Annotated in this window: 13 protein-coding genes; 10 read left to right on the top strand and 3 right to left on the bottom strand. The window is 34.2% G+C overall.

Annotation, left to right across the window (positions count from 1 at the left end):
* Positions 1–84 precede the first annotated feature (84 nt).
* The 5 genes from FG390_RS00955 to FG390_RS00975 all read left to right on the top strand — a co-directional run bounded on the left by FG390_RS00955 (position 85) and on the right by FG390_RS00975 (position 4,996).
* Entirely contained in the window at positions 85–1,020 is a 936-nt protein-coding gene (locus tag FG390_RS00955; RefSeq protein WP_141189146.1) for an ABC transporter ATP-binding protein, read from the top strand.
* Positions 1,017–2,177 carry an ABC transporter permease gene (locus FG390_RS00960; protein WP_181406315.1) on the top strand — a complete coding sequence of 387 codons (1,161 nt, stop codon included), beginning with the start codon at positions 1,017–1,019 and terminating at the stop codon, positions 2,175–2,177. The genes FG390_RS00955 and FG390_RS00960 overlap by 4 nt, the downstream gene beginning before the upstream one ends.
* Positions 2,158–3,258 carry an ABC transporter permease gene (locus FG390_RS00965; RefSeq protein ID WP_141189148.1) on the top strand — a complete coding sequence of 367 codons (1,101 nt, stop codon included), beginning with the start codon at positions 2,158–2,160 and terminating at the stop codon, positions 3,256–3,258. Before FG390_RS00960 ends, FG390_RS00965 begins: the two co-directional genes overlap by 20 nt.
* 153 nt (positions 3,259–3,411) lie before the next feature.
* On the top strand, positions 3,412–4,392 hold the full coding sequence (locus tag FG390_RS00970; protein WP_181406316.1) for a sensor histidine kinase: 981 nt from the start codon (positions 3,412–3,414) through the stop codon (positions 4,390–4,392).
* Positions 4,367–4,996, top strand: coding sequence for a response regulator (locus FG390_RS00975; protein ID WP_219995037.1), 630 nt, complete (start codon positions 4,367–4,369; stop codon positions 4,994–4,996). Before FG390_RS00970 ends, FG390_RS00975 begins: the two co-directional genes overlap by 26 nt.
* A gap of 18 nt (positions 4,997–5,014) precedes the next feature.
* On the opposite strand, the gene FG390_RS00980 is transcribed toward FG390_RS00975, so the two are convergent.
* Positions 5,015–5,641 carry a TetR/AcrR family transcriptional regulator gene (locus FG390_RS00980; protein ID WP_141189150.1) on the bottom strand — a complete coding sequence of 209 codons (627 nt, stop codon included), beginning with the start codon at positions 5,639–5,641 and terminating at the stop codon, positions 5,015–5,017.
* Positions 5,595–6,884, bottom strand: coding sequence for an MFS transporter (locus FG390_RS00985; protein WP_141189151.1), 1,290 nt, complete (start codon positions 6,882–6,884; stop codon positions 5,595–5,597). Before FG390_RS00985 ends, FG390_RS00980 begins: the two co-directional genes overlap by 47 nt.
* A 420-nt stretch (positions 6,885–7,304) precedes the next feature.
* On the opposite strand from FG390_RS00985, the gene FG390_RS00990 reads away from it, so the two are divergent.
* Together FG390_RS00990 and FG390_RS00995 are read left to right on the top strand one after the other, a co-directional pair.
* Positions 7,305–7,925, top strand: a complete 621-nt coding sequence (locus FG390_RS00990; protein WP_141189152.1) for a DUF47 domain-containing protein — start codon at positions 7,305–7,307, stop codon at positions 7,923–7,925.
* A 14-nt stretch (positions 7,926–7,939) separates the two neighbouring features.
* Positions 7,940–8,947, top strand: a complete 1,008-nt coding sequence (locus FG390_RS00995; protein ID WP_141189153.1) for an inorganic phosphate transporter — start codon at positions 7,940–7,942, stop codon at positions 8,945–8,947.
* 174 nt (positions 8,948–9,121) lie between these two features.
* Here FG390_RS00995 and FG390_RS01000 read toward each other — a convergent pair whose 3' ends face one another.
* Positions 9,122–9,988, bottom strand: a complete 867-nt coding sequence (locus FG390_RS01000) for a 5'-3' exonuclease (RefSeq protein WP_141189154.1) — start codon at positions 9,986–9,988, stop codon at positions 9,122–9,124.
* 162 nt (positions 9,989–10,150) lie between these two features.
* On the opposite strand from FG390_RS01000, the gene cbpB reads away from it, so the two are divergent.
* The 3 genes from cbpB (at position 10,151) to FG390_RS01015 (ending at position 12,964) form a co-directional block, all read left to right on the top strand.
* Entirely contained in the window at positions 10,151–10,633 is a 483-nt protein-coding gene (cbpB, locus tag FG390_RS01005) for a cyclic-di-AMP-binding protein CbpB (protein WP_141189155.1), read from the top strand.
* 160 nt (positions 10,634–10,793) lie between these two features.
* Positions 10,794–11,504 (top strand): 2,3,4,5-tetrahydropyridine-2,6-dicarboxylate N-acetyltransferase, encoded by a 711-nt coding sequence (gene dapD / locus FG390_RS01010; RefSeq protein WP_141189156.1) that lies wholly within the window; start codon positions 10,794–10,796, stop codon positions 11,502–11,504.
* Positions 11,505–11,851: 347 nt separating this feature from the next.
* Positions 11,852–12,964, top strand: a complete 1,113-nt coding sequence (locus tag FG390_RS01015; protein WP_141189157.1) for an N-acetyldiaminopimelate deacetylase — start codon at positions 11,852–11,854, stop codon at positions 12,962–12,964.
* The last annotated feature ends 17 nt before the right edge of the window (positions 12,965–12,981 follow it).

A 12,981-nucleotide genomic window follows, 5' to 3' on the forward strand; every position in this document is an offset into this window, starting at 1 on the left:
TATTTTAAGGTCACAAACCTTGATAAACTACAAATAGAAATTTGGTAAGATGAAAAAAGTAGTAAATTAAAAGGAGATACTAAAATGATTATTGATGTTTCCAATCTTGTTAAAAGATACAATGATTTTTTAGCCATTGATCATATGTCACTACAAATTAAAGACGGAGAAATTTTTGGATTACTCGGACCCAATGGTGCAGGAAAAACAACGTTAACGAAGACATTATTAGGTCTTTGCAAATATGATAGTGGATCAATTAAATTATTTGGAAGTGAATTAATCGAAAGTGAAAAGAAAATTAAAGAAAGAATAGGGCTTGTACCACAAGATATTGCTATATACGATGAATTGACGGCGATTGAGAATGTACAATTATTTGGTAAACTATATGGCTTATCAGGAAGTCAATTAAAGGCTGGAGTCAAGGAAGCACTGGAGTTTACAGGCTTATATAAATTAAAAGACAAGAGCCCAAGTCAATTCTCTGGAGGAATGAAACGACGTCTCAATATTGCTTGTGCTATTGTTCATAAACCAGATTTGTTAATTATGGATGAACCTACAGTCGGCATTGATCCTCAATCAAGAAATTATATTTTAGAGTCTGTTAATAAGTTAAATAAGCAAGGATGTACGATTATTTATATCTCGCATTATATGGAAGAGGTCGCAGCTATCTGTTCACAAATAGCCATAGTAGATAAAGGGAGAATCATTGCACAGGGAACTAAAGAAGAACTGGCGAAATTGATTGAAGGAGATCAAGTTCTTCTCATCACTGTTCAATCAGTGGACTTTTCAACCATTGAAAAGTTGGAGAAGGTTCCAATGGTAAAAGACATCACGCTTAATCATAACCAAATTCGAATCATTTCATCAGATAGCGTCATAAATCAGGTGATGAATCTTCTAATTTCAAATGATGTTCAAATCAATAAAATTGTAACAAATTCACCAAGTCTAGAAGATGTATTTTTAACACTGACAGGAAGAGCATTAAGGGAGGAATCAAATTGAGTATTTTTATATCCATTGTTCTAACCTCGATTAAACGCAATATCAGAGATCGAAAGAATGTCATTTTCCTGTTGCTTTTTCCTATTCTTTTAACCTTCATACTTGGAAATGCGTTAAGTTCTGTTGATGTAGGAAATGAAGCTGCTGCTTCGTTGCATACAAAATTAGCTCTTGTCAATCAAGATGATAATGGAATGGTCAGTAAGCAATATGAACAATTTTTGAAAAGTAAAGAAATTAAGGATATTGTTACGACACGTCCTATCTCGACGATTAACAATGCTAGGATTCAATTAAAGCAAGAAAATGTGGATGCTATTGTTTATATTCCAAAAGGATTCTCTTATGCCATTGAGAATGGTAAGTCTAAACAAATGCAGGTCATTGTTAGTGGTAATACAGAAGGGGATATTATTAAAGATCTAACAGAAAGTTTCTTAAGTCGCGTAAAAAGTCATGTAGTTTTAGCAGAAATGGGTAAGCATGTAATCGATACACAAATGCCGCCAATCATTTACGATCATCCTTTAAAAGTATCTGGAAAACTACCAAAAGCCATTGATTACTATGCTGTTACAATGTTGATTATGATTATTATGTACAGCGCTAATTTAGGAAAAGGACTGGTTGCGAACTTTCATTATTCATCACTTGGATCGAGAATTAGGACCTTACCCATTCATCCTATGAAATTTTTCCTAGGTCAAGCTGTAGGTGAATTATTAACTGTTGCTGCACAAATTGTAATTTTAATTTTTTTCTTCAAATTTGCTTTTCATGCGAACTTAGGTGATCATATGACTCACCTAATCTTGACGTGTTTTCTGCTTGGATTAATCACAATACTAATCGGTATAGCCTTTTCATTATGGTTTAACCCACATGCTGCAGATCGAATTTTAAACATTCAAATTCCAATTTTAACATTTCTTGCTGGAGGGTATGTTAAACTACCTGATTCTAACACTTTATTAAATTTTTTGCAGAATATTATGCCAAATGCATTAGCTCAAAGTATCATCTTTCAAGATATATATGGTCGTCATAACGCACAAGGTATTCACGAGTTAATCAATTTATTCATTTGTTTAGTCGTGATCTTTATTATTGTCATTGTAGGATTAAGGAGGAAGAAGTATGGCAGTTTTTGCAAATAATTTGAAACGATTTTTAAAACATAAGTTTTCGTTAATATTTATGATTGCTTTTCCAATCATTTTTATCGCTATTCAATTTTCAAGTTCTTCTAATCCTATTAAACCCGATGCGGCTTTCATTGATTATGATCAAACACCGTTTACTCATTCGTTAAAAAAAGCATTACAAAATAAAGTGAATTTTATTGATGTAAACAAAAAGTCTATCCAAAATAAATTGATCTCAGGAGATATAATCTATGCCATCGTTATAAATAAAGGGATGACGGAGTCATTAATCAAAAATCAGGATGGTCATATTTTAACGTACCATACTCAAGAAAGTAATCTTTCAAGTGGTATAAAAACATTCTTAAAAAGTTACATGGATAATGCACAAGTTATAGCTAAGAGTACTGAAGGAGATAAGTCAGCTTTTTATCAAGGTATAGAGAAATATCAGCAAAGTCACTCATTATTATCATTAGAAAAAATATCAACAAAAGGTCTCAATAATTCGGTAAATTCAATTGGCTTTGTTATCTATGGTTTGTTTCTAATTATGAATATAACCTCGAAATTGATTATAGAGGATAAAGAAAAAGGTCTATTTACTCGATTTTTAACAACACCTATGACTTTAAAAAACTATAATTTTCAGAATATCTTAAGCTACTTTTTATTAGGTAACATTCAGGTTATCCTTTTAATTATTATTCTGAGATATAGTTTTCATGCAGATCTCGGTCCGTCACTTTTAAATATCTATTTAGTACTCATTGTTTTTTCTGTTGTTTCGATTTCTATTGGGACGCTAATTAGCTCATTTTGCAAAAGTTCAAAGCAAGCCAATTCATTAAGTTTACTTATCTCTACACCTGTTGCTATGCTAGGTGGCTGTTTTTGGCCAATTGAAATCATGCCTCGTTTTCTTCAAAAAATAGGCGACTTTTTACCTACTACTTGGGGTATTAGCGCTGTTCGAAAGCTTATATATGGAAATGATTTTAATCATGTTATACTAGACGTTAGTATTCTACTTGCTTTTGCTATTGTTTTCTTTCTACTTAGTTCTTGGAGAAGACAAGATATTGCTCAATAAGTTGGTGTATGGATGTTAGTCACTCATATCTATCGTTCTATTATTTTTATATGCATTTTGTTTTTATTAATTTTGCAAAGTAGCATGCCGACCTCCCTAGAGGTAGCCTGCTACTTCACCATTTTAATTGTCAATATTGTTAGAGAGCGTTTTTTGATTAATCGGAAATGGCTTTATATCATTGAATGGGCGTTCATTTTCGTAATAAGTTTCTATTTTACGTCTTTTGTACCAGCCTTTGCGTTATGTATATTAACGTTAATAAAGCAAGATAAAAAATGGTTTCAAATTTTTCTATTCACTTTTCTTCCAGCCATAGTTCTTCTTAATAAAAAAGAATGGTTAATCTATTTGTTTTTTCTTTGTATTTGTTGTTACATTGCCTATTTAATTGATCGTTTAGAAGAAAAGGAAAAATTATTCCGGCGCATAACAGATAATGAAAGACAACACATATATGAATTAGAAAAAACAAAACAACAACTGATTCATTCATCCAAAAAACTTGTACAACTCACTGAGTTAAAGGAGAGGAACAGGATTGCAAGTCAGTTGCATGATTCTATTGGCCATGCCATTGCTGGAATATATATGCAACTACAAGCTGCACAAAAAATTAAATCAAAGGACATAAATCAGTCTGATAAGTTATTGGATAAAAGTATTAAAGAATTATCAGAAACGTTGATGTTAGTTCGTCAAACAGTACATAATTTGGTACCTCAGAATAAATTGGGTTTTCATACTTTAAAACAAATTATTGATTCTTACTCCTTTTGTGAAATTGATTTTCAGTATAGTGATTCTTTTTCTCAAATAACGGATGTATACTGGGAAATACTTATTAGCAACGTTAAAGAAGCTTTAACAAACACATTTAAACATTCAAAGGCGACCCATGTGATGATTCAATTAACGACCAATCGTCATTTTGTTCGTTTATATATTAAGGACAATGGGATTGGCTCCTTGTTAATTGAAGATAACCTTGGTTTGAGAGGAATGAGAACTAGAATAAACGAAGTGGGGGGGACTTTGTCAATCCATGGAGTTGGTGGTTTCACTATTGTTTGTCATTTGCCATTAAATGAGGAGGGGGAGATACGGGATGCTGAATATTTTGATAGTAGATGATGATGCACTTATTCGTGATAGTTTAAAATTGATGATCAATCTTGAAGATGATTTAAATGTGGTTGACACATGTGAGAATGGACAAATAGCCATTGAATCTTACCATAAACATCATCCTGATGTGATCTTAATGGATATTCGTATGCCAGTGATGGATGGAGTTCAGTGCACAAAAAAGATTCGGGATCTTGATCCTAATATTAAAATTATCATTCTTACAACATTCAAAGAGGATGAATATATAAAAGAAGCACTTAAAAATGGAGCTGCGGGTTATATTTTAAAAAATGAATCAGTGGAAGGTATTATCGAGAATATTCGTACCGTTTATCGCGGGAATGTGGTCATACACGCTGATATTGCAAGCAAACTACCTAATCTAATAAGGGAAACACCGACAAAGAAAAGAAAAGATGATCTTTTAACGGAAAGAGAAATCACTATTCTCAAATTAGTTGCCGAAGGATTATCTAATAAAGAAATTGCAAAAGAACTTTTTTTAAGTGAAGGAACGGTAAGAAATTACATTACAAAATTATTGGAAAAATTAGACCTAAAGAGACGTACTCAACTTGCTATTTATTATTTAAAAAGAGAAGGATGAGGGAATCATACTGCCATCCTACTCTTTTTGCATACGTTTATCATTAATCTGCAAAACCGTTCGTAAGTAAAATCGGAGAGCGTCGTATTGATCTTCTTTCTCTTGATCATTTAAATTAACTAGTGATTGTTCTAAAAGAAGACCGTCTAATACGTTCATCATAAATTTTGCAATGACGGATACAGGTTGTAAAGGTTTGAATTGGCCACGATCTACACCTGTTTGTATGAACTGTATAAAATAATTTATACCAAAAGAATAACGATGTTGTAGGTAATTTCGTCTTTCATGATTTCTCCAACACGTCACAAAGTATTCATAAGTAACAATGCCAAAATGATCAGAAGGTGCATTCTTATGAAGATCGATATACTCGTTTATTGCATGCCATACCTGTTCATGCCGAGAAAGCAAATTGGATAAATGATGATTAAATTCAATCATCCCATCTTCTAATATCGCTCTCATCATTTCTTCTGTATTTGGAAAATATTGATATACACCACCACGGCTCATCCCTGATGCATCCACAACATCTTTCATCGTTGTCGGTTCAAACCCCTTTTTACAAAAAACTTGCTTAGCGGCTTCTAGGATGTCAGCCCTTCGCTGATTGATGTGTTCCTTCGACACTTTTGGTGCCAATTTTATCCCTTCTTTCAATGACTCTATAGAAAATCGTAACAAGAAGTCCAATTATGATAAGTAACGTGCCAGATGCGAGAAATGTACGGATTCCTCCCATCCATTCTGATAACAACCCACCTGTTAGCATGCCTAATATCGTAAATAATGTCGATACACTATTGATTGTACCAAAGATACGACCCGTATATGAAGAGGGGGTCAACTTTTGAGTAAGAACTTGAAAAGGGATGATAGCCATACCCATAGCGAGACCAACAAAAATAAAGATGATTGGGTAAAGTATATTAATGATTGATAGTGGTAGATGAACAAACCAACCAGCAGAGAAAAGGCCACCGCCAACAATAATAGGACTTATTGCAAGCGTGATGAGACGACTTCCAAGGTTAATTTTACTTAATATTAATGAAGAAATTAACATACCGGCGCCGCTTGCGGCCATACAAGTTCCTATTAAATGAACTGGAAGATGTGGGATTTCTCTAAATAAAACAATTGATTGAGAATCAGAAATTTGCAAGGCAAAGAAAACAAAAGATAGTATCAATAAACCCAAAAATAATATGGGTGATTGTTTAATGAAGGAAAGGCCATCTATTAAATCTTTGAAAAAGCTCTTTTTTTGTTGATGGTTTTGTGTTTTCCTTTCTTCTAAAATCACTTTAGGAGTTTTAGGCAAACCAATTAAAAGAAGAGCAGAAAGGATAAAAGACAAGGCATCAAGATAAAAAGCTCCTTTAATTCCCATCAGCGAAACAACGATTCCACTGATCATTGGTCCAATAATTTTGGCTCCATTGTTAATGACTCCGCTATAAGCAACAGCTTGTTGAAGATGTTCTTCGGATACAATTTCCTTGATTTTGGCGCTTTCGGCTGGATTAAACAGATCAGAAAATAGAGCAAGGAGGCATAATAGGACATAGACCTGCCATAAGTGGCTTGAAAATGCGATACCTAAAACAATAAAGGCTCTACAAATATCAGAAACAATCATCATATGTTTTCGATCAATTCGGTCAACAACGACACCTGCTATTGGGCCAAAAAGAACGGCAGGGACAGTAAGACAAAGCATTGTTCCGGTCATGGCAAGAGGAGAAGCGTGCCATTTTAGGCCGACTAAGGTTAACAAGGCAAGGATGTGAAGCCAATCACCAATATTAGAAATAACTTGTGCACTAATGAGAAAGACATACGATTTATTCTTAAATAAAGATGAAGATGATGATTGATTCATAATAAAAAACCTCCATTTATTAAAATGACACCTATGTCGTTATTATAAATGACACAGGTGTCAATTTCAATAAAAAAAGTTTTATAACGAAAATGTGTTGACGAACTTTTAAATTATACATAGGTTAGATTTATACAAGTAAAAATTCGTTTTTGGGGTATTATAAGAATTAACTAAAAGTGCGTGTTCAAAAAGGTGACAATGGTGACTTTTTAACAACTTCTATAATGAAAAAGGTAGTGAAAATAATGTTGTTATTTGTAAAGATATTGTTAAGCTTTTGAAAATCCATTGTAAATTAAGCGCTGGTTTAATAAAATGAAAAGGCTGGTTGTTTTCTTTTATTGGATTAAGGGTTTGGTTATTCTATAATTAGAATGGTTTGGAAAGTATTATTAATATTATAAGGTGGTATGAAGTATGTTATTTCCGGCAAAAAACGATAAGTTCTTAAATATGCTTTCAACGATTGCATTGAATCTTGAAGAGTCAGCCAAATATTTTGTCGATTTCAAAATTAAAAATCTCGATGATTTGCAAGAATTTTCGAAAACAATGAAAACGTATGAAAAAAAAGGCGATGCTTACATGCATGAGTTAATTGTTGCATTGAACAAAACCTTTATAACGCCACTTGAAAGAGAAGATATTTTGGAATTAGCGATGAAAATGGATGATGTATTAGATGGATTTGAACAATGGTCAACTAGAATGGAAATATACGGATTAACACAATCAGATGACTATATGATTAAATTCGTCGATATGTTATTTGAAGCAACAAAAGAAGTTGCCCAAGCGACAACCTTACTTAATAAAAAGAAATTACCAAGTATTCGTAGCCATGTCATTAAAATAAATGACGTAGAATCTGAATGTGATGAGTTGCTTGGTCAAAGTATTCGCAATCTATTTAAAACAGAAAAAGATCCGATTAAAATTATCCAATATAAAGAACTCTATGAAATGTTAGAAGAAATTGCTGATAGCTGTGAAGACGTGGCAAACACACTTGAAACAATTATTATGAGAAACGCTTAAAGGGAGTTTTACCTATGGATAGCTTGTTAGTCTTAACTTTACTTATTGTGATTTTTGCTTTAGCTTTTGATTTTATTAATGGTTTCCATGACACGGCGAATACCATTGCTACGTCCGTTTCAACGCGTGCCCTGCGTCCACGTGTGGCTATTCTTCTTGCAGCATCAATGAACTTTTTAGGGGCTCTGACGTTTACAGGTGTGGCAGAGACGATCGGAAAAGGAATCGTCAATCCCTTTACATTAAATGATGGTGCAGTTGGTTCGGTCATTGTTTTAGCAGCTTTAATTTCAGCAATTGTTTGGAACTTATTAACATGGCTTCTCGGAATCCCGAGTAGTTCGTCGCATGCTATCGTTGGGTCACTAGCGGGTGCAGGAATAGCTGCTTTAGGTTTTAATGCCTTAAATTACGCAGGTTTTATAGGTATAATTGAAGCACTCATTATTTCTCCGATTACGGCACTAGCTATTGGTTTTTGTATTATGAAACTTTTCATGGTGATTTTCAAAAATTCAGGTTTATCTAAAACCAATCGTGGGTTTCGGATTTTTCAAATTTTCACGGCAGCTCTGCAATCGTTTACGCATGGAACAAACGATGCTCAGAAAGCGATGGGCATTATTACATTAGCTTTAGTTGCAGCACACTATCATGCATCGATGGAAATCCCTATATGGGTTCGATTTGCATCAGCTGTAGCAATGGCTACTGGAACATCTATCGGAGGATGGAAAATCGTTAAAACGGTTGGAACCAAAATTATGAAGATCAAACCAATTAATGGTGCAGCGGCAGACTTAGCTTCTTCAGGTATTATTTTTGGTTTTACCTTCCTTCATTTACCTGTTAGCTCAACGCATGTTATTTCATCATCTATTATGGGTGTAGGATCAGCTGAACGAGTAAAAAATGTTAATTGGGGTATGGCGATCAATATCGTCATTACTTGGATCATCACGTTGCCGATAACCGCTTTACTAGCAGCAATTATTTATAAAATTTTAGCCATATTCATATAAGCTGTTTCATCAGTAGGAGGATTCTTTTATGGCCAAACGGCTCTAAAGAACCAAGAAAAATAGGACAAGTTAATCCCTTTTAATGAAAAGTCAATTATATCAAGAATAGAGATAATAAATAGACCAGAAGAAAATCGTGACGATTATTCTTCTGGTTTTTTCAATTATGAGTATCTATCTAACAAGTGACGTTAAATGAGAACAGCCTAATTCTTGAAATGAACGATGAATCACATCGTATTTTGGTTTCCATGGTGCTAAGGAAGAATCAATTGGTAAAGGAACATGACAAAAAATGGTTGCAAGCTTCCTAGATAAATGTAACATGTCAAGATCATTTTTAATTTTTGTCTGTACGCCACGAGGTAAATCCGCCAAGTTTTCAATAATTTGTTCGATTGAAGTGTAATCCTTTAATAAGCGCTCGGCTGTTTTTTTCCCAATTCCTTTTACTCCAGGGTAGTTATCTGCTGAATCTCCCATTAATGCCTTTAGATCAATCACTTGCTTCGGTGTAATACCCCATTCAAGTTCCAGTAATTCTTGATTAAAGACTTGATAATTTCCATAACCCTTTTTTAATAAGGTCACATGCGTGTTTTGATTAATTAGTTGCAGCAAGTCTTGGTCCCCGGTTAGAATATTAACCTTATGATCTTTACTTAATCGAGTACTTAATGTCCCTATACAATCATCCGCTTCGTATCCTGGATAGCTAATATTTTCTATTCCCAAAGCTTGAACAATATGTTTAACTAGTTGGAATTGGGGAATTAGTTCTAATGGAGGTTCGTCACGGTTCGCTTTATATTGTGGGAAAAGTTTGTGTCTAAATGTCTTTCCACCTAAATCCCAGCAACAAAGGATAGTGTCTGGGCAAAATTGTTTATTTGCAAGTGTAAGATGTTTCAAAAACCCGTAAATGGCGTTTGTCGGAACCCCCGCTTGATTGCGCATAAATTGTCCGGTAAAGGATGTTGCAAAGAAACTTCGAAATAATAAAGCCATTCCGTCTAAAATTAAAATGTGTTTTCTATTCATAATAACCTCTTAACTTTTTTAATACGAATAAGTATAACACATGATGGGCGATATGTTCACTTTACAAATAACTTAAAATACATGGGTTGAAAATGGTTTTATTTTTAATAAATTAAGAGTAAAATAAAAATGTGAAGCGCTTACATTTGAGGAGTTGGTTTTATGTTACAATCTTCATTTCACTCAATTTTAAAAGGAAATATCATAAAATGTCTCATTCCAGTTGATGAAGTGGCAAATGTTCAAACAGATAATCCTCTCGAACATGCCTTATTGGTATTGGTGAAAACCGGATATTCAGCTATCCCTGTACTTGACCAAATGTATAGATTAAAGGGAATCATTAGTAAGACGATTATTTTGGACAATATATTAGGACTTGAGAGATTTGAATTTGAACATTTACGAAGTTATAAAGTTGCTGATGTCATGAATGCAAATCCACCTATTTTACGAATCGACCATACATTTCAAGATGCGCTAAAAATGTGCATTCATCACACCTTTTTATGCATTGAAAACCATGACGGCGAATTTATGGGCATATTAACTAGAAGTTCTATATTAAGATATGTCAATCATTTGTTTGCGATACAAAAACGCCCCTTATTTCTACCAAGAGACACCGAGCCTTTAGCCGAATAGTTTATGATTAAAAACAAATACTAAAACGACAAGATTAAATCTACTCAAAATGATTAGGGTAGATTTTTTTCTTATGATGAAAAAAGGATTTCCATAGACATTTACATTAAAATTCGTTACGATAACAAAGAAGTCTAGTTTTAGTAGGAGGAATAGATTAATGGAACAAATGGATGCACATGAAATTATTTCTTTTTTGCAAAAAAGTGAGAAAAAAACCCCTGTTAAAGTACATATAAAAGGTGATCTTAGCCAAGTTTCTTTTCACGATGAAATAAAAACATTTATTTCAGGTGACACGGGTGTGATCTTTGGCGATTGGAAACTTGTTAAAGAAGACCTTGAAACATACAAAGATAAAATAGTGGATTATGTTATTGAAAATGATCGCCGTCATTCTGCCGTACCGTTATTAAACATGAAAGAGGTCCAAGCGAGAATTGAACCAGGTGCACTCATTCGTGAAAAAGTGGAGATAGGTAAGAATGCGGTGATTATGATGGGGGCGGTCATCAATATTGGTGCTGTAGTGGGCGAAGGAACCATGATTGATATGAACGCTGTTCTTGGCGGAAGAGCAACTGTAGGGAAAAATTGCCATATTGGCGCAGGTACTGTTTTAGCCGGAGTCGTTGAACCACCATCTGCAAAACCAGTCATTATTGAGGATGATGTCCTTATTGGTGCAAATGCGGTTGTTTTAGAAGGCGTACATGTTGGTAAGAATGCAGTAATTGCTGCTGGTGCAGTGGTAACAAAAGATGTTCCAGCTAACACGGTTGTTGCAGGTATCCCAGCTAAAATCATTAAGACGATAGATGATCAAACCCGTTCAAAAACAGAAATTATGCAAGAATTACGTGAATTATAATTTGGCGGTTTAACATAAAAAGGGCAACATTAGTGAAAACTATGTTGTTCTTTTTTACACTTAAGTATAAAAAATTTAAGGTATAAAGTATAAGTGCAACTAGCATAATCTTCTTCGATTAAGCATCGAGTTGTCGCGAAGGCAAAGCCGTAGTGACACATTCTAAGCCTCTGTTCTAGCGCCTTACAGGCTGGCGGGTAGGCAAGTTTTCTTTACATATCAAAAGTTTTTTAGAGAAGTATCGTTATCAGAGTGAATCTTGTACAAAGGTCATTTCATTCATTTCGTATAGAAAGTTAAGATGAATAAAGGTTTAAATAAATTGTTAAGAAGGGAAATAAAGAGATATGGACACGATTACCGTTAGACGTCAATTACATCGAATCCCAGAGCTTGGATTTCAAGAATTTAAAACACAAGCTTTTCTATTAGACCGAATAAAGCAATTTCCTCAAGATAATCTGATGATTCAAACGTGGAAAACTGGAATATTAGTCAAAGTAAAAGGAACAAATTCAAAACAAGTGATCGGTTTTCGTTCGGATATCGATGGTTTACCGATCCAAGAAGAAACAGGATATGCGTTTAAATCTGAGCATGAAGGAAATATGCATGCATGTGGACATGATTTTCATATGACAATTGCTTTAGGGGCTCTAGAAGAAATAGCAAGAAATCCAATTCGAGATGATGTAGTCTTTATCTTTCAGCCTGCAGAGGAAGGACCTGGGGGAGCTTTGCCTATGATGCAGAGTAATGAATTCAAAAAATGGAAGCCTGACGTTATTTTTGGATTACATGTCGCACCAGAGTATCAAACCGGGGTGGTAGCGATACGAAAAGGCTTACTATTCGCTAATACTTCAGAACTATTTATTGATTTTAAAGGCAAAGGTGGACACGCTGCCTATCCGCATCTGTCAAATGACATGGTCGTTGCGGCTAGTCATTTTGTAACTCAATTACAGTCTATTGTTTCAAGACGAGTCAATCCTCTAGATTCAGCGGTCATTACTATAGGGAAAATAACAGGTGGTACAAAACAAAATATCATCGCTGAACAAGCAAGAGTAGAAGGAACGATTCGTGCTTTAAGTCCTGAAACTATGAAGATTGTCAAACATGAAATAGAAAATCAGGTCAGCGGCATTGAGAAAAGCTTCAGTTGTCAAGCTGAAATTGATTATGGTTCGAATTACTATCAAGTTTATAATGATCCCAATAGAACTGAATCTTTCCTTCAATATTGCCAAAAAGAAAATCATGAGTTCGTGATATGTTCAGAGGCCATGACGGGTGAAGATTTTGGGTATTTCTTAAAGGATATCCCTGGGTTTATGTTTTGGCTTGGCGTTAACTCCGAATCTGGTCTTCATTCATCAACCTTAAAACCGGACGAAGAAGCGTTGGATAAGGCTATTAACATTGTAACAGGCTATATTAAATTTTTGTCAGCATAGAATTTTCCTACCGTGGG

This window comes from Terrilactibacillus laevilacticus, from assembly GCF_006517395.1.
Lineage (GTDB): Bacteria > Bacillota > Bacilli > Bacillales > Sporolactobacillaceae > Terrilactibacillus > Terrilactibacillus laevilacticus.